At 33.7% G+C, this 21858-nt stretch carries 21 protein-coding genes; 13 read left to right on the top strand and 8 right to left on the bottom strand.

Features of this window, described 5'->3' with window-relative positions:
• From ACN0TY_RS13025 to ACN0TY_RS13015, 3 genes are all read left to right on the top strand, one after another.
• Positions 1-1691, top strand: a 1691-nt coding sequence (locus tag ACN0TY_RS13025) for a gliding motility-associated C-terminal domain-containing protein (protein ID WP_417444841.1), incomplete at its 5' end; no start/stop codon positions are given.
• Positions 1692-1728: 37 nt separating this feature from the next.
• Positions 1729-2643, top strand: coding sequence for a type IX secretion system membrane protein PorP/SprF (locus ACN0TY_RS13020; RefSeq protein ID WP_417444840.1), 915 nt, complete (start codon positions 1729-1731; stop codon positions 2641-2643).
• A gap of 2 nt (positions 2644-2645) precedes the next feature.
• Complete coding sequence (locus ACN0TY_RS13015; protein WP_417444839.1) at positions 2646-4529, top strand: OmpA family protein; 1884 nt, start codon at positions 2646-2648, stop codon at positions 4527-4529.
• A 330-nt stretch (positions 4530-4859) separates the two neighbouring features.
• On the opposite strand, the gene ACN0TY_RS13010 is transcribed toward ACN0TY_RS13015, so the two are convergent.
• From ACN0TY_RS13010 to ACN0TY_RS12990, 5 genes are all read right to left on the bottom strand, one after another.
• The gene (locus tag ACN0TY_RS13010; RefSeq protein ID WP_417444838.1) at positions 4860-5669 is read right to left on the bottom strand and encodes a copper resistance protein NlpE N-terminal domain-containing protein; all 810 of its coding nucleotides are present in this window, start codon (positions 5667-5669) and stop codon (positions 4860-4862) included.
• Positions 5670-5694: 25 nt separating this feature from the next.
• A complete protein-coding gene (gene lptB, locus ACN0TY_RS13005; protein WP_236959131.1) occupies positions 5695-6447 on the bottom strand; it encodes an LPS export ABC transporter ATP-binding protein in 753 nt (250 codons plus the stop codon).
• Positions 6448-6545: 98 nt separating this feature from the next.
• Entirely contained in the window at positions 6546-6896 is a 351-nt protein-coding gene (locus ACN0TY_RS13000) for a carboxymuconolactone decarboxylase family protein (RefSeq protein ID WP_236959132.1), read from the bottom strand.
• A complete protein-coding gene (tatC, locus tag ACN0TY_RS12995) occupies positions 6896-7738 on the bottom strand; it encodes a twin-arginine translocase subunit TatC (RefSeq protein WP_417444837.1) in 843 nt (280 codons plus the stop codon). Before tatC ends, ACN0TY_RS13000 begins: the two co-directional genes overlap by 1 nt.
• A complete protein-coding gene (locus ACN0TY_RS12990) occupies positions 7738-8703 on the bottom strand; it encodes a KpsF/GutQ family sugar-phosphate isomerase (protein ID WP_236959134.1) in 966 nt (321 codons plus the stop codon). The genes tatC and ACN0TY_RS12990 overlap by 1 nt, the downstream gene beginning before the upstream one ends.
• An 85-nt stretch (positions 8704-8788) precedes the next feature.
• On the opposite strand from ACN0TY_RS12990, the gene recQ reads away from it, so the two are divergent.
• Entirely contained in the window at positions 8789-10990 is a 2202-nt protein-coding gene (gene recQ / locus ACN0TY_RS12985; RefSeq protein WP_236959135.1) for a DNA helicase RecQ, read from the top strand.
• Here recQ and ACN0TY_RS12980 read toward each other — a convergent pair.
• The 3 genes from ACN0TY_RS12980 to ACN0TY_RS12970 form a co-directional block, all read right to left on the bottom strand.
• Entirely contained in the window at positions 10987-11379 is a 393-nt protein-coding gene (locus tag ACN0TY_RS12980) for a gamma-glutamylcyclotransferase family protein (RefSeq protein ID WP_417444836.1), read from the bottom strand. The two genes, recQ and ACN0TY_RS12980, sit on opposite strands and share 4 nt — an antisense overlap.
• A 7-nt stretch (positions 11380-11386) precedes the next feature.
• A complete protein-coding gene (locus ACN0TY_RS12975; RefSeq protein WP_417444835.1) occupies positions 11387-11887 on the bottom strand; it encodes a GNAT family N-acetyltransferase in 501 nt (166 codons plus the stop codon).
• An 83-nt stretch (positions 11888-11970) separates the two neighbouring features.
• Positions 11971-13029, bottom strand: a complete 1059-nt coding sequence (locus ACN0TY_RS12970) for a S66 peptidase family protein (RefSeq protein WP_236959138.1) — start codon at positions 13027-13029, stop codon at positions 11971-11973.
• A gap of 160 nt (positions 13030-13189) precedes the next feature.
• Here ACN0TY_RS12970 and ACN0TY_RS12965 point away from each other — a divergent pair, with 160 nt between their 5' ends.
• The 9 genes from ACN0TY_RS12965 to ACN0TY_RS12925 all read left to right on the top strand — a co-directional run bounded on the left by ACN0TY_RS12965 (position 13190) and on the right by ACN0TY_RS12925 (position 21846).
• The gene (locus tag ACN0TY_RS12965; RefSeq protein ID WP_417444834.1) at positions 13190-13405 is read left to right on the top strand and encodes a hypothetical protein; all 216 of its coding nucleotides are present in this window, start codon (positions 13190-13192) and stop codon (positions 13403-13405) included.
• A gap of 81 nt (positions 13406-13486) precedes the next feature.
• Positions 13487-14815 (top strand): 2TM domain-containing protein, encoded by a 1329-nt coding sequence (locus tag ACN0TY_RS12960; RefSeq protein ID WP_417444833.1) that lies wholly within the window; start codon positions 13487-13489, stop codon positions 14813-14815.
• Positions 14816-14825: 10 nt separating this feature from the next.
• A complete protein-coding gene (locus tag ACN0TY_RS12955; protein ID WP_236959141.1) occupies positions 14826-15134 on the top strand; it encodes a 2TM domain-containing protein in 309 nt (102 codons plus the stop codon).
• 10 nt (positions 15135-15144) lie between these two features.
• Positions 15145-15462: a 2TM domain-containing protein gene (locus ACN0TY_RS12950; protein ID WP_236959142.1), complete on the top strand. Its 318-nt coding sequence runs from the start codon at positions 15145-15147 to the stop codon at positions 15460-15462.
• Positions 15463-15471: 9 nt separating this feature from the next.
• The gene (locus ACN0TY_RS12945) at positions 15472-16227 is read left to right on the top strand and encodes a LytR/AlgR family response regulator transcription factor (RefSeq protein WP_236959143.1); all 756 of its coding nucleotides are present in this window, start codon (positions 15472-15474) and stop codon (positions 16225-16227) included.
• Positions 16228-16320: 93 nt separating this feature from the next.
• Positions 16321-17706 (top strand): ArnT family glycosyltransferase, encoded by a 1386-nt coding sequence (locus tag ACN0TY_RS12940; RefSeq protein WP_417444832.1) that lies wholly within the window; start codon positions 16321-16323, stop codon positions 17704-17706.
• Between the two features lie 131 nt (positions 17707-17837).
• The gene (guaA, locus tag ACN0TY_RS12935; protein ID WP_236959145.1) at positions 17838-19367 is read left to right on the top strand and encodes a glutamine-hydrolyzing GMP synthase; all 1530 of its coding nucleotides are present in this window, start codon (positions 17838-17840) and stop codon (positions 19365-19367) included.
• A gap of 150 nt (positions 19368-19517) precedes the next feature.
• On the top strand, positions 19518-21485 hold the full coding sequence (locus ACN0TY_RS12930; protein ID WP_417444831.1) for a LysM peptidoglycan-binding domain-containing protein: 1968 nt from the start codon (positions 19518-19520) through the stop codon (positions 21483-21485).
• Positions 21442-21846 carry an OsmC family protein gene (locus tag ACN0TY_RS12925; RefSeq protein WP_417444830.1) on the top strand — a complete coding sequence of 135 codons (405 nt, stop codon included), beginning with the start codon at positions 21442-21444 and terminating at the stop codon, positions 21844-21846. The genes ACN0TY_RS12930 and ACN0TY_RS12925 overlap by 44 nt, the downstream gene beginning before the upstream one ends.
• The last annotated feature ends 12 nt before the right edge of the window (positions 21847-21858 follow it).

Genomic DNA, 21858 nt, shown 5'->3' with positions numbered 1-21858 from the left:
CAGAGGATTTAACAACTTATAGCGTGTTGTTTACAGCGGTTCCAGGGGTTACTGTTACAGCAGATCAAGGAACGGTAGATCAAGCTATCGGGACAATCACAGGCATTCCAACAGGAACAAATGTTATTATTACGACTAGTTATACTGGTTGTACAGAAGATAGAGTAGTTACTGTAACAGCTCCTTTATGTTTATCCTCTGGTATTGCTATTTTAAAAGATGGTGTTTACGAAGACAGTAATAACGATGGTATTGTAAATATTGGAGATACTGTATTATATACTTTTGAAGTTAGTAATACTGGTGACACAGACCTTACTAATATCACTGTAACTGATCCAAAGGTTACCGTAGTTGGCGGTCCAATAGACTTAGCTACTGGCGAAACAGATGCTACGAGTTTTACGGCTTCTTATATGATCACACAAGCAGATATTGACGCAGGTGGAGCTTATAACTTGGCGACAGTAACAGGAACTGATCCAGGAGGAGATCCTATAACGGAGACTTCTACAGATCCAACGCCTGTAGATCCATCGGATCCAACAGCGCCACCAGTAGACCCAGCGTGTCCTGATTGTACGATTACAGTGATTCCAAAAGAAACTGGTATTGCTATTTTTAAAGATGGTATTTATGAAGACAGTAATAACGATGGCATTGTCAATATTGGAGATACTGTATTATATACTTTTGAGGTTAGGAATACTGGTGAAACAGACCTTACTAATATCACTGTAACTGATCCAAAGGTTACCGTAGTTGGCGGTCCAATAGACTTAGCTACTGGTGAAACAGATGCTACGAGTTTTACGGCTTCTTATATGATCACACAAGCAGATATTGATGCAGGTGGAGCTTATAACTTGGCGACAGTAACAGGAACTGATCCAGGAGGAGATCCTATAACAGAGACTTCTACAGATCCAACACCTGTAGATCCATCGGATCCAACAGCACCAGCAGTAGATCCAACGTGTCCTGATTGTACGATTACAGATTTCCCTGATGAAGTATCGCCACCACCACCATCAGATGCGACTGATATAGCAATCACTAAAGAGATAAGTAAGTTGTCTGCAGTATTAAATGAAGAAATTGTGTTTACAGTAACGGTTACTAATTTAGGAACTATCGAAGCTACAAATATTGAAGTTAGTGATAAACTCCCTAGCGGATATCGCTTTGTGGGAGCAACCTCAGATGTTGGTAGTAACTATAATGAAATTACAGGAATACTTAGTATAAATAGTTTAGCTCCTGGTGAAAGCGTAACGCTATTAATGCGTGTGGCTGTTCTTAATATTAATGATTATATGAACACAGCTCGATTAGAATTTTTAGATCAAGAGGATTTAGATGATACAAATAATGAGGCGAGCGCTGGTTCTGGAGTCGTACTTTCAAATTGTTTTGAAATCTTTAATGAGATGACTCCTAATAATGATGGTAAGAACGATTACTTTAAAATCCAATGTATTGAAAACTATCCAGGAAATACGGTAGATATTTATAACCGATGGGGTATAAAAGTTTACAGTGCTAAAGATTATCAAAATAATTGGGATGGAACCTCTGATGGTCGTGCTACGATAGACAAAGGAGCGAAGCTTCCAACGGGAACTTATTATTATGTGATTGACTTAAATGAAGGGGATAAACCACTCGTTGGTTGGTTGTATATCAACTAAGAAAAAGGAGCTGTTTAATTTTAGAATATTAAAATAGATGAAAATAGTACATAAATATACATTAGGGATTTTATTAGGATTGTGTGCATTCACATCTTGGGCTCAACAAGACCCGCAGTTTACACAGTATATGTATAATACAATGAGCGTAAACCCAGGTTATGCAGGGAGTCGTGAAGTGTTCAGTATAACAGGACTTTATCGCAATCAATGGGTTGGAGTAGATGGAGCACCTACTACTCAAACATTAGGAATTGATACGCCATTAGGAAAAAATGTAGGAGGGGGACTTTCTATTATTAATGATGAATTAGGACCTTCCCAAGAGACTTATGTTGATGGAAATTTTTCATATACAGTAAATACAGGGGTGGATCATAAACTATCCTTTGGACTTAAAGCCGGGGTACGTTTTTTAAATGTTGATTTTACAGAAGGAAATATAGAGGATCCAACTGATAATAATCTTCAAAATATCAATTCAGAAGTACTTCCTACAGTTGGTGCTGGTATTTATTATCATACTAATAAATGGTACATAGGGTTTTCTGTTCCTAATTTTTTCACTTCAGATCATTATGATGAAGTACAAGGGAATATTGCTGCTGAGCGAATGCATTACTTCCTTATTGGAGGATATGTGTTTGATTTAGGTGCTTCCGTGAAGTTTAAGCCTGCCTTTTTAGCAAAAGCAGTGGAAGGAGCTCCTTTTTCATTGGATCTTTCTGCAAACTTTTTAATTCAGGAGAAGCTAACATTGGGACTCGGTTACCGTTGGGATGATTCTGTAAGTGGGCTTATAGGTTTTCAGCTTACTCCAGGAGTATTTGCAGGCTATGCATATGATTATACCACAAGCGAACTAAATAATTATAATAGTGGAACTCATGAAATTATGGTTCGTTTTGATATCTTTAATAACCGTAGAATTAAATCACCTAGATTCTTTTAATTATGAAAATAAAACTACACTATACGCTACTGTTACTGATGTATCCAATTTTTATGATCGGACAAAGTTCTTCGGTGGCAAATCGATACTTTAATGAATATGCCTATGTAAAGGCTTCATCGATGTATGAAGAGATTGTAAAAAAGGATTCTTCGCAGGTCAATTTAGAACGTTTGGGAGATAGTTATTATAATATTAGAAACACCCAAGCGAGTGCTCCTGTATATGCAGCGCTTTTAAAAGATTATGAAAAGCAAGTAGCTCCTACGTATTATTTTAAATATGCACAGAGTTTAAAATCTAATGGGGAGGATGCTTTGGCGACTACTTGGTTTGAAAAGTTTTTTAATGCTATTGAGAATGATCAGCGAGCTCAACGTTTTTTAGAAGGAATTACTACAGTAAATAAATCTAAGATTCCTGTTGCAGAAAATATTAAGTTGTCAAATATCAACACCGAATATTCGGACTTTACAGGGTTTATTCAAAAAGACACGCTGTATTGGTTTTCTACAAGAAATACTACAGGGAGCAAAACCTATCAATGGAATTCTCAGCCTTATTTGGATGTCTTTGCTTCTAAAATAAGTCCCGAGGGAACCATAAACCCTGCGTTAGAAGCTAATTTTTTAACTGATATTAATACAAAGTATCACGAGGCGACTCTATGTATTACAAAGGATGGAAAGACAATGTTTTTTACACGTGATAATTATGACGGTAGAAAGCTTGGTAAAGACAAGGAGAAGACAACGCATTTAAAATTGTATAAGGCTAGTTATGTAGATGGTAGATGGGAAGATATTACAGAGCTCCCAATAAATAGCGATGCTTATTCGGTAGGACATCCAGCGTTGAATGCAGATGAATCGAAACTATACTTTGTATCAGATATGCCTGGGAGTTTAGGGAATACAGATTTATATCAAGTAAATATTGTTAACGGCAATGTTTCAGAGCAAACAGTAAAGAGTTTAGGGGATCATATAAATACAGAAGGAGATGAAATGTTTCCTTTTATTGATGCTGATAATAACTTATATTTTTCTTCAAACGGACACCCAGGATATGGGCTTTTAGATGTATTTGTAGCTTCACCTGTTGGAGATCGTTACGATACAGTAGAAAATATGGGAAGGTCTATAAATAGTAATCGTGATGACTTTGGTTTTATAGCTAAAGACGGCTTTGGTTTTATGGGATCGAATCGTGAAAATGGTATTGGAGATGATGATATTTACCGTTTTGATTTTAATAAATGTGCAAAGACACTTCAAGGAATTGTTTATGATGAGCGGACTAAAGAACCATTACCTGATGCTACCATCCGACTGATAGATACCAATGGAGAGCAATACGCTACAATAACTAGTGGAAGCGATGGTTCGTATAGTTTTGAGAATATTGATTGTTTTCCGTCTATTGTTGTTACTGGAGATAAACAAGATTATCGCCCAGCAAAAGTAGATGTGACTCTAGCAGAAGCACTAACCACACAAGATTTATATTTAACCAATTTAATAGTAGACGATCAGATTGTTTTAAAGCCTATTTACTTTGATTTTGATAAATCAGATATCCGTCCAGATGCTGCTTATGAACTGGAGAATATTATAACAGTAATGACCAATCATCCAGCGATGGTGATTACAATCGAGTCGCATACCGATTCTAGAGGTCCAGATGAGTACAATAGATTGTTATCAGATAGAAGAGCAAAGTCTACTCGGGATTACCTCTACAGTAGAGGACTCGCTAAAGAGCGTATCCAAAGTGCAATTGGCTATGGAGAATCGCAGTTATTAAATGGTTGTAGTAATGGAGTACGTTGTTCTAAAGAAGAACATCAACTGAATAGACGTTCTGTATTTAGAATCGTAAAATAATAGATGTTAGGATTATAAATGTGTATTCATCCTCGGAGGTTTCTTCGGGGATGAGTGTTTTTATATAACAATCTAAAACAAGTACATCAAGGACCTTACAAACCAGAACAGTATAAATATCTTAATCTAATTCCTTTAGACGTCCGCTAAAGGCTTAACTTAGGTTTGAAAGTAAGTTTATGCTTAATACTCTAAAAGCTCTTGTGGCTTAAAAGATGTATAAATATTCAGAAATGAAAACGCGATAAATTAAAAAAGCTGAACAATAAATTTATTGTTCAGCTTTTTTAGAAGTTCTTAATTATTTATTATATAAAAGAACTATATATTTTATTCAGCTAATTCGAAAACAGCCAATGGAGCCATACGAGATTTTGTAATACTAAGAACTCCATCTTTAATAGTGTAAGTGTCTGCCTTAGCTAGAATTCCTAAAAATTGACTTTCGATTTTCATATCGATACAAGCTTTTCTTGTACTTGCCATTTCAGAAGTAGAAAATCTATTTCCCTCTTTTAGAGTATATGTTCCTGAGAAATTATTACATCCAGAATTTCCACTTACTCTATTTTCTTCAGAAGAAAACATTATAAATGCTTCAGGAGCTGGTTTCTTACTCTCAGCAACAGGTTTTCCCATCAGAGATACAAGCTTCCATTTTTTATCTGTAAGCGCTTCATTTTTCACCATAACTTCTTTGTTAAGAACGTATTTATCAGCCAAATCGCCTTCTATTTTATTACCGCTATTATCTAATTTGGTAATTGTGTTTTCGCCAACAAAATATTGTTGATTAGCATCTTTATCTAAAGTAATTTGATTTCCTTTTTCATTCCATGCGAAAGATCCCGTTGAAGTATGTGGTTCTCCTTCCTTCCCCATATAGGAACTAACAATACTATATGTTTTATCATCATTTAGTTGAATAGTTGTTTCTATTCCTTCGCAGTCGGCACATGGTAAAACTCCAGAGTAAGTTCCATTCCAGTCTAAAGAATTTTCACTATTATGAGAGTCTACCATTGTTTCTTCTGTAGCAGAAGTAGTTTTATCTTCTTCTTTCTTAGCCTTTTCGTTACATCCAGTGGCTAATAATACCATGGAAAGCATACTTATAGTTATTACTTTTAAACTCATCATTCTTTTTATTATTTTAAATTAATTTTTATACTTCAGCATCAAAGTCTAATTTCTTTTTTCTTAGCTCAAAGTTTTGACCTAAATAGACTTTCCTCACCATTTCATCAGCTGCCAATTCTTCTGGAATTCCAGCTTTTAAAATATTACCTTCAAACATTAAATAAGAACGTTCGGTAATTGCTAATGTTTCTTGAACGTTATGATCGGTAATTAAAATTCCTATGTTTTTATTTTTTAGCTGAGCTACAATACGTTGGATATCTTCTACCGCAACTGGATCTACTCCTGCAAATGGCTCATCTAATAAAATAAAGCTTGGATCTGTTGCTAGTGCACGTGCGATTTCTGTTCTTCTACGCTCACCACCAGAAAGTAAATCTCCTCTATTTTTTCTGATATGTCCCAAACTAAACTCATCAATAAGCGCTTCCATTTTCATCTGTTGCTCTTTTTTAGAAAGTTTAGTAAGCTGTAGGACACTCATAATATTATCCTCAATACTTAATTTTCTAAAAACCGAAGCTTCTTGCGCTAAATACCCAATTCCATTTTGGGCACGCTTATACATAGGATAATTGGTAATCTCCTGATTGTCTAAAAATATTTTACCTCCATTTGGTTTTATTAGACCAACAATCATATAAAAAGAAGTAGTCTTTCCAGCTCCATTAGGGCCTAAGAGTCCAACAATCTCTCCACGATTTACTTCAAGAGAAATTCCTTTAACTACTTTTCGTCCTTTGTAGGACTTCATGATATTTTCAGCTCTTAGCTTCATATAATGTTGCTTGCTTTTAGTACTTTAATTGCTGTATAGTATCTATAATTCCAAAAATATGCATTTTCATTATAAATAGCCTACAGTTTAATATAGGTTTAGGATTCTTTATTCTCTAAAGCATCCCAAAATTCGTAAGCTTTCCTTAAATGAGGAACTACAATTGTACCACCAACTAGTGTTGCAATTCCTAAAGCTTCTACAACTTCATCTTTAGTAAGTCCTTCTTTATAACTCGTTTCAAGATGATATTTTATACAATCATCACAACGCAATACTGCAGAGGCAACTAAACCTAATAATTCCTTAGTTTTTACATCTAGAGCACCAGCCATATACGCATTGGTGTCTAAATTAAAAATCCTCTTAATTAGTTTATTATTGTCTTGTAAAATACGGTCGTTCATCTTAGAACGATAGTCATTAAATTCGTCTACGATATCAGCCATTATTTCTTAGATTTTTCTTTTCTTAATTTACGTGCTTCTCTTTTAAGTACAATTTTGGAAATATAAATACTTAATTCATATAATATAATAATAGGAATAGAAACTACAATCTGACTTGCTACATCTGGAGGTGTAATAACCGCAGATAGAATAAGCACGATTACAATAGCAATTTTTCTATATTTTCTGAGGAATTCTGGAGTAACGATACCTATTTTTGTTAGGAAATACATTAAAATAGGAAGCTCGAAAATTAGACCACACGAAATAACAGAAGCCCTAATTGTAGAAATATATGATGCCAAATCGATATCATTAAATACCTCTTTACTGACTTGGTAATTTGCTAAGAAGTTTATAGAAAGTGGTGAAATTACATAGTATCCAAACAATACTCCCATAAAGAATAGAAGAGAGGCAATTAATATAAATCCACGTGAATTATTACGTTCTTTTTCATAAAGTCCAGGACTTATAAAACGCCATAATTCCCATAAAATATATGGAAATCCAATTATGAAACCCGCCCAAATTGAAGTCCAAATATGTGCAGAAAACTGTCCTGCCATTTGTCTACTTTGAATTCTAAATTGTGGGCCTTCACAAAAGGACTCATCCATCCCTAAAGACTTAGAAATGCAACAAAAGAATTTATAGGTGGGGAAATCTGCTTTTTTGGGACCAAAAAGGATTGTATCAAAAATGAAATCTTTAGCAATAAAAGCAACAATTCCAATAATCATTACCGCCAGAACAGCTCTTATTAAGTGCCATCTTAATTCTTCCAGGTGATCTAGGAATGACATCTCTTCATTCTCACCAGTTCCAATTTGTTTTGTCATTATAAAATTCCTTCTTTAATTAAATCATGAAGATGTATTACTCCAAAATATTCATTGTTTTTTTCGACTAGTAGTTGAGAAATACCAAATTGATCCATAATATCCAATGCGTCAACTGCTAGCATATCATGGTTGACAGTTTTAGGATTAACTGACATAATGTCTTCTGCCTTTAATCCATTTATGCTATCGTATTTACTTAACATTCTACGAATATCACCATCTGTAACGATTCCTACAATTTTATTTTTGTTAATTACGGCGGTAACACCCATTAATTTTTCTGAAATTTCGACGATGACTTCTCTTACATCTGCATCCTCAGTGACTTCAGGCTTAAAATTAACTGCGGCAATATCTTTAACACGTAGGTAAAGTTTTTTTCCAAGTGCTCCTCCAGGATGATATTTTGCAAAATCTTGACTACTGAAACCTTTAAGTTCTAATAAACAAATGGCAAGTGCATCTCCCATAACCAATTGAGCAGTAGTACTAGTAGTTGGCGCAAGGTTATGAGGGCAAGCTTCATTCTCAACATGAGCATTAATTACATAGTCTGCCTGTTGTGCCAAAAATGATTGTTTATTGGAAGTAATGGCAATAAGTTTATTAGGACCTTCTTTAATAAATGGCACTAAAACTTTAATTTCTGCTGTATTTCCACTTTTAGAAATGCAAATCACAACATCATCCTTAAGAATGGTACCTAAATCACCATGTATTGCATCTGCTGCATGCATAAATACAGACGGAGTGCCAGTAGAATTAAAAGTAGCGACGATTTTATTTGCTATAATGGCACTTTTTCCCACGCCCGTAACAATTACTCTCCCCTTGGAGTTGTATATATACTCTACTGCGTCAGCGAATTCATCATCTATAAAAGAGGCAAGGTTTTTGATGGCATTACTCTCGTTATCGATCGCCTTTAATGCATTGGCTTTGATGACACTTTTAGTATTCAAATTTAAATTTTTTAGAATTTGTAATAACTAAAGATTAATAGTATCTTTAGTAGTGCAAATGTATATAAAATAGTAAAACGAAAGGATGAGTTCAGCTGAAATTGACTTACAAGCAGCGCTTAAACAGTATTTTGGATTTAGTCAGTTTAAAGGTTTGCAAGAAAAGGTTATTAAGAATATTGTTAATGATCATAATACGTTTGTTTTAATGCCTACTGGCGGAGGGAAATCTCTCTGTTACCAATTACCAGCGCTAGTTAAAGATGGTACTGCCATCGTAATTTCCCCCTTAATTGCACTGATGAAAAACCAGGTGGATGCTATTCGTGGAATTTCTTCGAATAAAGGTATTGCACATGTTTTAAATTCTTCGCTAAATAAAACGGAAGTTCGACAAGTAAAAGAAGACATTACCAATGGAGTTACAAAATTACTTTATGTAGCGCCAGAATCATTAACGAAAGAAGAGTATGTAGAATTTTTTAGGACGGTAAAAATATCGTTCGTTGCCGTAGATGAGGCCCACTGTATATCAGAATGGGGGCATGACTTTAGGCCAGAATACAGAAATATAAAAACAATAATACAGCGTTTGGGTGATGATATTCCTATCATTGCACTTACTGCAACGGCAACTCCTAAAGTTCGAGAGGATATCTTAAAGAATCTTGGGATGAGTAGTGCAAAGGTTTTTATGGCTTCATTTAACAGGCCGAATTTGTACTACGAAGTGCGTCCGAAGACTAAAAATGTAGATGCAGATATTATCCGATTTGTAAAGCAAAACGAAGGTAAATCTGGAATCATCTATTGCTTGAGTAGAAAGCGTGTTGAAGAATTAGCACAAACACTTCAGGTAAACGGTTTAAATGCAGTTCCATATCATGCAGGATTAGATGCGAAAACAAGGGCTAAACATCAAGATATGTTTTTGATGGAAGATGCCGATATTGTAGTCGCTACTATTGCTTTTGGTATGGGGATAGATAAACCCGATGTGCGTTTTGTAATACATCATGATATTCCTAAAAGTATTGAAAGTTACTATCAAGAAACTGGGCGTGCAGGAAGGGATGGAGGAGAAGGACATTGCTTGGCTTTTTATTCTTACAAGGATATTGAAAAGCTAGAGAAGTTTATGAGCGGCAAGCCTGTTGCAGAACAAGAAATTGGTCATGCTTTATTGCAAGATATGGTGGCTTATGCAGAAACTTCTATGTCTAGAAGAAAGTACATACTTCATTACTTTGGAGAAGAATTTGACGAAGTGAATGGAGAAGGTGCAGAAATGGATGACAATATTAGACATCCTAAGAAAAAACATGAAGCTAAGGAAGATGTAGTTAAATTGCTGCATGTAATTAAGGAAACTAAAGAGAAGTATAAAGCAAAAGAGATTGTAAATACTTTAGTAGGAAAGGTAAATGCGGTAATAAAGTCTCATAAAACAGATGAACGTCCTTTCTTTGGAATAGGAAAAGATCACGATGCTTCTTATTGGATGGCTTTAATTCGTCAGGTTTTGGTTTCAGGAATGTTACGTAAAGAGATCGAGCAATATGGTGTTTTACATATTGCGGCCAGAGGAAAGGAATATATTGCAAATCCAACTTCCTTTTTAATGACAGAAGATCACTCTTATACGGAAGCCAATGATGATACCATTGTAACCTTAGGGAAAAGTGGTGGCGCCGTTGCAGATGAGAAATTACTTAAAATGCTAAGAGATTTAAGAAAGCAACAAGCTAAAAAATTGGAGGTGCCTCCGTTTGTTGTTTTTCAAGATCCTTCATTAGAAGATATGGCTTTAAAATATCCTATTTCACTTGAAGAATTAATTAATATTCATGGAGTAGGAGAAGGGAAAGCAAAAAAATATGGAAAGCCATTTGTAGCATTCATCAAAAAATATGTAGAAGAAAATGATGTAATACGACCAGATGATATGGTTGTAAAATCTACAGGTGCAAATTCGGCTTTAAAACTTTTCTTAATTCAGAATATAGATAGAAAGTTACCATTAGATGATATTGCAGCTTCTAAAGGTTTAAAAATGGATGACCTTATTAAAGAAATGGAGCAGATTGTTTTTATGGGAACTAAGCTAAATCTTAATTATTGGATCAATGAGATTTTAGACGAAGATCAACAAGAGGAGTTATATGATTATTTCCTAGAAGCTGAAGATGATAAAATATCATTAGCAATGGAAGAGTTTGATGGGGAATATGAAGATGACGAGATTCGTTTGTACCGAATTAAATTTATTAGTGACGTAGCGAATTAATTTTTTAAATAGCTTGAATAATCTCCGTGACTTATAAGAACAAAATTATCAGGGGATTTTTTAAAATGATAAACAGAGGCTTTTATTTGAGTATTATCTACTTGGATGAAAGCCTCTCTCTTTTCATAATAGTCAAAAGAAGAGTCGTAAATCCCTTCGTAATTATCTAAGGCTTTTATAACCGCGTTCGTGTTGGAATTTATTTGATATACTTCACCATAAATGAAATTCGTCGCGTTTTCATTAAAAACAGCTCCTGGAAAACTTCCTAAATCATAGATCTCGCCTTTAGTTTTTCCTTTCCCAATAAATAGACTGTTTTTTCGTAAAAATTCAGCAATAGAATTATGAAACCCACTCATTAAAGTTCCGTAGACAAAAACATACATATATTTGTTAATTGGATATTTTGTAATAACGATCAATACAATTATCTGCTTCGTTATAGAATTCTTTGATAAAATTAAAGGTAGAATCTAAAATACGTACGGAAGTAACATTGTTTTTATCCACATAAGCAACAATCTCCTTTATTTTTTTCTCTTCAAAAGCATATTTAATAAGTCCGTTTGTAACTTCTTTACCATATCCCTTTTTCCAGTATTTCTTTAAAAGTCTGTAGCCAATTTCATGTTCATTTTTTTCATTTTTCACTAAAGCTACAGTGCCAATAAAATTATTATTTTCAGATAATGTTATAGCCCAAACCCAGAAAACATTTTTTGGGTCTTTATAGAATTTTAAAATATTCTCTAAGTCTTTTTTATTCTCTTCAAAAGTAAAAACTTTACCACCTACATACTTCATCACCTCTTGATCGTTTTGCATTTTATGAAACAAATCGAGGTCTTCTGTAGTTAGTGCTCGTATAGATAATCTTTGAGTGTTGAATATCATACTATAAAGGTATAATAAAAAACTAACAGTTAACTTCCGTAATGTATTAAGACGATAAGCGTACTATAAATAAGTTGAAACTATTAAGAAACACTATTTTCTATTAGTTTCAAGCTATAATCTTCGGTGTTTAGAGTGGCATTTATACCCACAGGAAGTGTAATATTGTGGTCTACATGTCCTATTGGGAAACCATAAACAGCTGGTATGTTTGTAGGCTTTAATCGGTCTAATATTACCTCTTTAAGACTGAAGGAAGTGGAGCGTTTTGGGTCGTCACAACCTTTAAAAACGCCTAAAACAATACCTCTAGCATGCTTAAATGTTTTAGAGTCTAATAATTGGGTTAGCATTCTATCCACACGATATGGGTCTTCATCTATCTCTTCAATAAAAACAATTTTATCTGTGTAATCTACATCGAAATCAGTTCCTGTCATCGCAGATAATAAAGAAAGATTTCCTCCTACCAATCTACCAGTTGCAGTACCAGGATTTATTACATAGTTCTGGAAAGTAGAGTCGGAAGTTGTTTTTGCTGCTGAAAAAGTTTCTGTAGCTACTTCAATGCTATTATTTGCATTTTCGATAATTGCCGATAATTGATCTCGGTTAAACTCATTATCTAAAGTAGTCCCAACGGGACCATGAAAAGTTACAATTCCCGTTTTCTGATAAATACTATTCACTAAAGCAGTGATATCACTAAACCCTAAAAGGATTTTAGGATTCTGTTGGATATAATCAAAATTTATATCTTTTAGAATTCTAGTACATCCATATCCTCCACGAGCACAAAATATAGCATCGATCTTTGGGTTTAAAAACATCTCATGAATATCTTCAACTCTAGCAATATCGGTATTACTAAAGTATCCAAAACTTCCTGAGATTCTAGAAGTATGATACGGAATAAAACCCATTGCTTTTACATTGGTAATGGCATTTTGTAACGCTCTGTCCGAGAGAGAATATCCAGGAGCAATTAAACCAACGGTATCTCCTTTTTTTAATTTCTTCGGAAGAACGATTTCACTTTCAACTTGATTTGTAGTTGTTTGTTGAGCAAATACAGAGCCTATTGGAATTGCCGAAAGTGCAGATGCCTGTACACTACGAGCTATAAATTTTCTACGATTCATTTTTTAAAAAAGGATTTATTATTTTCAAAACTACTTATTTTTTTTCGCATCATAATCACTTTCTACAATTCATCCATAAAAACCGACAATTCAGTATACTCTTTTTTTAAAAGGACTCTAAATGTTACAATTTTACAGCAGTATAACTAAACCGATAACTATGATACGAATTGTTTATTATTTATTGTTACTTGTTTTAAGTTTGATAAAAGAAGAGCCGACCTCGGAACATACGTTAGCACAGAGAGAAATTATAATGGAACATAATTCTAAGCAATGCTTCATTATTTTTAATTCACTTAAAGAAAAAGAGAAAAGCAATTATAGTTTTATAAAAGATGCTATTCAGAATAAAGATATAACATTCTTTTCTTGATTTTATTAACTTTAAGCTTTTAAGTGAAAGGCGAATTAAGGTATAATTGGTTAAGAATAATAAAGTAAGCAACCTATAATAATGATTAATGTAATTAAAGAGTTTGGAAGGGCGTTCTTTTTGGGAGTGTTTATATTTATAGTGATTAACATTATAAATTATGTAAATGGAGATGCTATTGTATTTAATCAAAGTCTCATTACTGCGTTTATATACAACCAACTTTATACCATAGTTATTTATTTGTCCAATTCTTTTTTTATTAGATATCTATTTAAAACTTATGGAAAAAAGATACGTTCATTTAGTATTATTTGGCGCTTTGTTTTAGGCTCTTTGTTGGTCACTTTTATCAGTATTTTCATTTTAAATACCTTTATCTGGACGGTTATTAGAGGAGTTACTTTTAATGAGTCTATCCAAAACCAACATTGGGCAGATTACGTTGGATATATGGTAATAGCACTTATAGTGTCGATACTTCTCTCTGCTTTCTTTTTTTACAAAACAAAGCAAGAGTCAAAGGTAAAAGAACAGAAGGTGATTGCAGGAAGGGCGACAGCTCAATTTGACGCACTTAAGAATCAATTGGATCCACATTTTCTGTTTAATAGCCTTAATGTCCTTACTAGTTTAATAGAAGAAAACCCAAAAGGAGCACAAAAGTTTACGACTTCTTTGTCTAAAGTTTATCGCTACGTTTTAGAGCAGAAAAGTAAAGAATTAGTTACTGTAGCAGAAGAAATAACTTTCGCCCAGACGTATATAGATTTACTTAGAATGCGTTTTGAAGAAAGTATAATATTTTATGTTTCTGAAGAATTATTAACCGAAGAAGCTAAAGTTGTGCCCTTGTCATTACAATTACTTTTAGAAAATGCAGTAAAGCATAATCAAGTGAGTCCAAATAAACCACTGGAGATTACAATTACAAAAGCTGATAATTATTTAGTAGTTACGAATAATTCACAACCAAAATCAGTAGTAAAAACTAGTAACGGAGTTGGACTTTTAAATATTCAGCAGCGCTATCATTTATTAACTTCTAGAGATGTGTTAATAAATAAGGAGAAAAAATATTTTAACGTTAGCATTCCAATGTTAACAAAACAAATTTCGAAAATGGCAGTACAAGAAACATATATACAAGATAAAAGATATAAGCGTGCAAAAGAGCGCGTAAATGCGATAAAAGGATTTTATGGTAACCTAACAGCTTATTTAATTGTGATTCCATGCTTGGCATGGCTTAATTATCAAACAACAGACTTTCCATGGGTAGTCTTCCCTACATTGGGCTGGGGATTTGGAATTTTAGCACACGGTATGGAAGCTTTTGGGTATAATCCATTGTGGGGAAAACGTTGGGAAGAGCGTAAGATTAGAGAATTTATGGAAAAGGATATTTAATATAATGGAGATGGAAAGTAAAGATAGACAAAATCGATATCTACGTGCAAAAGAGCGCGTTGAGGAACTTAAAAAATTCTATAATAGCCTAACATCCTATATTATTGTGAATACTTTTTTGGCTATACTTAATTATTGGATTGATGAATGGAATTACCCTTGGTTCCTGTGGTCTGTTGGGCCGTGGGGAATAGGACTTCTATTTCATGCAGCTAAAGTTTTTGGATGGAACCCTACCTTTTCTAAAGATTGGGAAGAGCGTAAGATTAAAGAATATATGGATAAAGAGAATGATAATCAATTTACCCGTTGGGAATAATAATTACACAATGAAAATATCTGAAGAAGAAAAATATAGAATAGCAAAAGAACGTGTAAATAAATTAAAGGGCTTTTATTGGCATCTAGCAATTTATATTGTTATCAACTCTTATATTCTTACGAATATTTATATTTCAAAAGGATATACTGGAGAAGGTTTTTGGCATTGGACGAGTTTTATAACATTATTTTTCTGGGGAATTGGACTCTTGTTTCATGCTTGGGGCGTATTCGGACCGCGATTTTTATTTTCAAAAAAATGGGAGGAAAAACAAATCGAGAAATATTTGGCGAAAGAAGATGCCGAACGTAAACAATGGGAATAATATAAGATTATGAATGTAATTATAATAGAAGACGAAGCACCATCGGCAAGGAGGTTGGGTAGAATGTTAGAGGGTTTGAATGTAAATGTAGATAAGATCCTTCATTCTGTTGAAGAATCTATAAATTGGTTTTCAGCTAATAAACATCCTGAACTTATTTTTCTTGATATTCAGCTTTCAGACGGACTCTCTTTTGAGATTTTTGATGCCGTGACTATTAAAAGTGCTGTTATATTCACTACCGCTTATGATGAATATGCTTTACAAGCTTTTAAACTGAATAGTATTGATTATCTTTTAAAGCCCATTGATGAAGATGAATTAACGCAGGCTGTAGAAAAATATAAAAACTTTAAACCAGTTAATGAAGAAGTCCAACTTAACTTTTCTGATATTAAAAAGTTGCTTGTAAATCCGCTAGAACGAGATTATAAAAAACGTTTTACAGTGAAAGTAGGGCAGCACTTAAAATTGATATCAGTAAACGATGTGGTTTGTTTTTACAGTGAAAATAAAGGAACCTATATTCATACTACAGACAACAGAAGTTATTTATTAGATCAGAGTTTAGAAGCGCTACAAGAGGAGTTACATCCAGAACTTTTCTTTAGAGTAAATCGTAAGTTTTGTATAAATATAGAATCCGTAAAAGATATAGTAAGTTATACGAATGCGCGTTTGCAGTTAAAGCTTCATAATTATAATGATCAAGAAATAATAGTTAGTCGCGAGCGAGTAAAAGATTTTAAAGATTGGCTGAGTTAGTAGATATTTGAAGATATTTGAAGATTTTTTAGTAAATATGTTCATCCTTTAAAAAACTATTACATTTGTTATAGAACTAAATGATTAGATACTTTGGAGGATAAAACTATCTCTAGGCATGTATTACTCGTTGCTATTATATCTTTTTTAGCAATACTAATAATTCCATTTTTTAAAGTAGCTTTAGAATGGGAAGATGCAGAACAGGCGTATTATTCGCAATGGTTTCGATTAGGGTACGACGATCAGCCTCCATTATATACATGGATACAAATTCTTTTTAATAAGCTATTAGGTGTCAATCGTTTTTCATTAGCAGGCTTAAGAGCAATTTTATTTTCAGGAACTTTAATAGTAATGTATAAACTCGCTATTAATATTCAGAAAAGCAGAAAATTAGCAGAAGTGACTGTCTTTTTACTTTTTTTAATTCCAGTATTTATAGATTTTAACTTCCGAAGACTTTCACACACTTCTATGATGTGTTTTTTATCGGTATCCCTTTATTATATCTATTCGTTGCTTTTAGAGGCAAAAACAATAAGAAATTATGTGTTTTTAGGGTTGATTATAGCCTGCGGAATACTGACGAAATATAATTTTTTACTACAAATTCCTGCATTTATTATCTTACCATTTATAGACTCAGAATCTAAGAGAGTCTTATGGGATAAGAAGTTAATTGTTACGATTTTAATTGTTTTAATATTGATTTCGCCACATTTTTATTGGTTGTTTGATAATTCAGATTACATTCTTTTGTTACGAGAAAGTATGGATCGTAAAACGGGGGCTTCGGCATCTCACGGAATCTTTTTAATAACACCTGTGTTAGCATTTTTAAAGAGTTTCTTTAATATAATATTTCCAACGATACTTATATTTTCAATTGCATATTATAAGAGAAAAGTAATTAAAAACCATACTGGGAATAATTGGTTTAAGAAACTTTTCTTTCTCCAGTTGCTAGTGGTGGTGGCGATATTCATATTTATAAATTCAGCTAAAATATCTGATCGCTGGTTGTTACCATTATTTTTACCATTTTTTGTTCTACTGCTGAATAGTTTTGAGTACAAAAACATAGCACTATGGAAGCGATGGAGTATGCGTGTCTTTTTAATTGTTGTGTTTGTTCAACTTATTAGAACTCCAATAGAAAAATTGTTAAAAATAGACTCCTCGGTGCATCATTCTTTTGAACCAATAGCTACGATTCTGAAAGATGATTACCCTGATCTACAATGGAATCTCCCTAACGTAACCTATGCTGGAAGTATTAGGTATGAAGTTCCAGAAAATACTGTATTTGCTGCTGATGACTTTACATTACCAAAGGGGACGATAGACAGTACGAGAACAGTTTTTGTTTTAAATGAAAGGAATATTGATTATAAAATTTTAGATAGTATTGTAGCTTTTGGAGAAGATAAAGAAGCTGTTTTTTTCTGTAAAAAAAGGATTGATGCTTTTAAATAGAACATTTTGATGGCTATAATTATGTTTAAAAATGGAGCAAAGAGTTAGGTGGATTAATAAACATCTAATTTTCATCAAAAAAATACTTCCTTCAACCCTTTTCATTTTCTTTATAAATAGTATTTTTGCGCATGCAAAACAACGTACTCATTTTAGATTTCGGTTCGCAGTACACTCAACTGATCGCAAGACGCGTTAGAGAGCTTAATATATTCTGCGAAATATACCCTTACAACAATCCACCAGAAGACCTTTCTGTTTATAAAGCAGTAATTCTATCTGGAAGTCCATTTTCAGTAAGAGCAGAAGATGCTCCACATCCAGATTTATCACAGATTCGTGGTAAAGTGCCTATGTTAGCAGTTTGTTATGGAGCACAATACTTGGCTCATTTTGGCGGTGGAGAAGTGGCGCCTTCAAATACACGAGAATTTGGTCGCGCTAACCTTTCTTTTATAGCTGAAGATCAACTTTTCTTCGAAGATATTTCTGTAGGAAGCCAAGTGTGGATGAGTCATAGTGATACTATCAAAAAATTACCTGAAGGGGGAGTTATTTTAGCAAGTACAAACGATGTTAAAAATGCATCCTATAAAATAGAAGGAGAAGAAACATATGCAATACAATTCCACCCAGAAGTATATCATTCTACTGATGGAAAGCAATTACTAGAGAATTTCTTAGTTAAAATTGCTGGTGTTGAACAAACATGGACTCCAGATAATTTTGTAGATATGACCGTTGCCGAACTTAAGGAAAAGATTGGAAACGATCGCGTAGTTTTAGGACTTTCTGGAGGAGTAGATTCTACAGTGGCTGCAGTATTACTTAATAAAGCTATCGGTGATAATCTATATTGTATTTTCGTAAACAATGGTTTATTGCGTAAAGATGAGTTCCAAAGTGTATTAGATCAATACGAAGGAATGGGGCTTAATGTTAAAGGTGTAGATTCTTCAGCTAGATTCTTAGATGCTTTAGCGGGAATTGAAGATCCTGAGTTAAAGCGTAAAGCTATTGGTCGTGTGTTTATAGAGGTTTTTGATGATGAGGCACACGAAATTAATGATGTAAAATGGCTAGGTCAAGGAACTATTTATCCAGATGTAATCGAGTCGATTTCTGTAAATGGTCCTTCAGCAACAATAAAAAGTCACCACAATGTAGGGGGACTTCCAGATTTTATGAAGCTGAAAGTGGTAGAGCCATTAAAGATGTTGTTTAAAGATGAAGTTCGCCGTGTAGGTGCTTCTATGGGAATAGATCCAGAATTATTAGGGAGACATCCTTTTCCAGGACCTGGATTGGCAATTCGTATCTTAGGAGATATTACTGCAGAGAAAGTTCGTATCCTTCAAGAAGTAGATGCTATTTTTATAAATGGCCTAAAAGATTGGGGATTATATGATAAAGTATGGCAAGCAGGAGCTATGTTATTACCTGTAAACTCAGTAGGAGTAATGGGAGATGAACGTACTTACGAAAAATGTGTAGCTTTACGTGCTGTAGAAAGTACCGATGGTATGACTGCAGACTGGGTGAATTTACCGTACGAATTTCTACAAAAAACGTCTAATGATATAATAAACAAAGTAAAAGGCGTTAATAGAGTAGTGTACGATATTAGTTCAAAACCACCAGCTACAATTGAGTGGGAATAAATAAAGTTTGAAGATTTATACATTCTCTTATTCTTATTTGCATGAATAAAAGGGTGAAATCATTATAAATTTCTAGCTTTCGGGTTCAAAAAGTTCTCGAGAGCTAGAAATATTAATTAAAACCTCAGACCTGAAATCAAAATAAACTGTATGAGCAATAGTAAAGTCATTTTTATACTCGCATTTCTTTTTTGCGTAACCTTACACGCACAAAAGTTCGAGACCCATGCCGTTAAAGCAGGGGAGACCTTAGAGAGTATCGCTAAGAAATACCAAGTTACACCATACTCGATTCTAAAGTTAAACCCAGAAGTAAAAAATGGAGTAAAAGCGAATACCATTGTTGTTATACCGATTTCAGAAGCAAGTGCTACTTCTCAGACAACACCAACAACTACACAAACAGACGAAGTAGAGCGTTTTATAGAACACAAAGCAAAAAGAAAAGAAACACTTTATAGTATCGCTAAAGAATACAATGTTTCTGTAGACGATATAAAGCGTTATAACAAAGAATTATATAGCAGACAGCTAAAAAGAAACGAGAAAATTCAAATTCCAGTTTTTGGAACAGCCGTAAGTGCTGGTTCAGAATCTATGGAAAGAGAGGGGTTAGTTGCGCATACAGTGGCACCAAAAGAAGGGCCTTGGCGAATTGCTTACGAGCATGGAATCACAGTAGATTCTTTAAAAACGCTGAACCCAAATATGAAAGAAGTTTTAAAGGAAGGTGATGTTTTATGGGTTCCTTTTGTGGCTGGAAATAATAAAAAACCAGTAGAAGTAGATGCTTACAACTACTATACAGTGCTTCCTAAAGAAGGTTTTTATAGGCTTAAAGTTAAATTAGGAGTAACACAACAAGAAATAGAAGCGCTAAATCCAGAAGTAAAAGCCGATGGGTTAAAAGTAGGAATGGTGCTTAAACTCCCTAAGAATAAGATGGGAGATCTTACTGTAAATAACGGACAGCTAATAGAGAAATTCTCTCTTTTAGATAGCCTTAATTATGATCAGAAATCTACGCTAGCAATAATCCTACCTTTTAAATTAGACGAGCTAGATTTTGATAATTTAGATACCAATAAAGAAAAAATAAAGCGAGATAAACTACTAAGTGTTTCCTTAGATTTTTATACTGGAGCACTTATGGCGATAGATTCAGTTAAAAAACTCGGACTCTCTGTAGATGTTAAGGTTTTCGATAGTGGAGCAAACGATGCTAAAGTAGGGCAACTTGCTTCCAGCGGAAAATTAAACAATGTAGATGCTATTGTAGGACCTATTTTACCAACTACTTTTAATCGTGTTTCGGGCTCAGTTAGAGCAACAAACACGCCTGTTTTTGCACCTTTCTCTAATAAAGGGATTACTGCTAATCCAAATGTATTTCAAACATTACCATCAGACGATTTGCTTAGACAGAAAATGATAGATTACTTAAAAATTAATGCAGTTAATAAAAATGTAATCGTCATAGCAGATAAGAAAAGTGTTGCAGTAAAGAGTCAGTTGCAAGCAGCTTTTCCTGGAGCTAAAATAATCAATCCAATAGAAGATAAGTTTATTCGTTTAGATGAGATAAACCCTTTCCTATCAAAAGATCAAGAGAATTGGGTGATTGTAGAAACAAATAGTATTCCTTTGCTTACTAATATCACAGGAGTAGTAAATTCAGCAAAAACAGAAGAATACAATATTACATTATTAACTACTTTAAAAGGTAGCGCTTACGACAGTGATAATATTTCTAATATGCATTTATCAAACTTAAACTTTCATTTTCCAACTGTAGATAAACTTTCAAGTTTAAACACACCTTTTACTAAAAGTTATAGCAAAAAGTATGGAACGACACCAAATAGATATGCCACTAGAGGTTTCGATATTACAATGGATGTACTTTTGCGTTTAGGATATAATAAAGATTTAGATTTTGTAGCTTCCAAAGTAAGTGAAACAGAATATATCGAGAACAAATTCGATTATAGAAAAAAACTTTCTGGAGGATATTCCAACCAAGCGGTTTATATAGTAAAATACGATAATTTAGAAATTAAAGAAGCTAAAAACGATGCCAACCTCGATAGTAACATACTTGGGAGCACTTCGAACTAAGTGTGTACACCTAAAAAGTAACAATTCTTTTATCACCGATGCTCCAACCGACAATAATGGGAAGGGAGAAGCGTTTTCTCCAACCGATACTTTGGCTACAGCTTTAGCGAGCTGCATGCTTACCGTTATGGGGATAAAAGCCCGCGATATGGAGGTTGATCTTACCAATGCAACGGCTACGGTTACCAAAACTATGGCAGCAGAACCACGTAGAATTTCTAAGATAGAAGTTGTTTTTGATATCCCAACAGCGGTTACAGAAAAGGAGCGTAGGATCTTAGAAAAAACTGCAAATACTTGTCCAGTTCACTACAGCTTACATCCCGATATAGAAAAAGATATTACTTTTAATTGGCAGTAGTTTAATTGCTTA

Source organism: Joostella sp., assembly GCF_048266025.1.
Classification (GTDB): Bacteria; Bacteroidota; Bacteroidia; order Flavobacteriales; family Flavobacteriaceae; genus Galbibacter; species Galbibacter atrarenae.
This window is presented reverse-complemented; position numbering and strand designations above follow the sequence as displayed.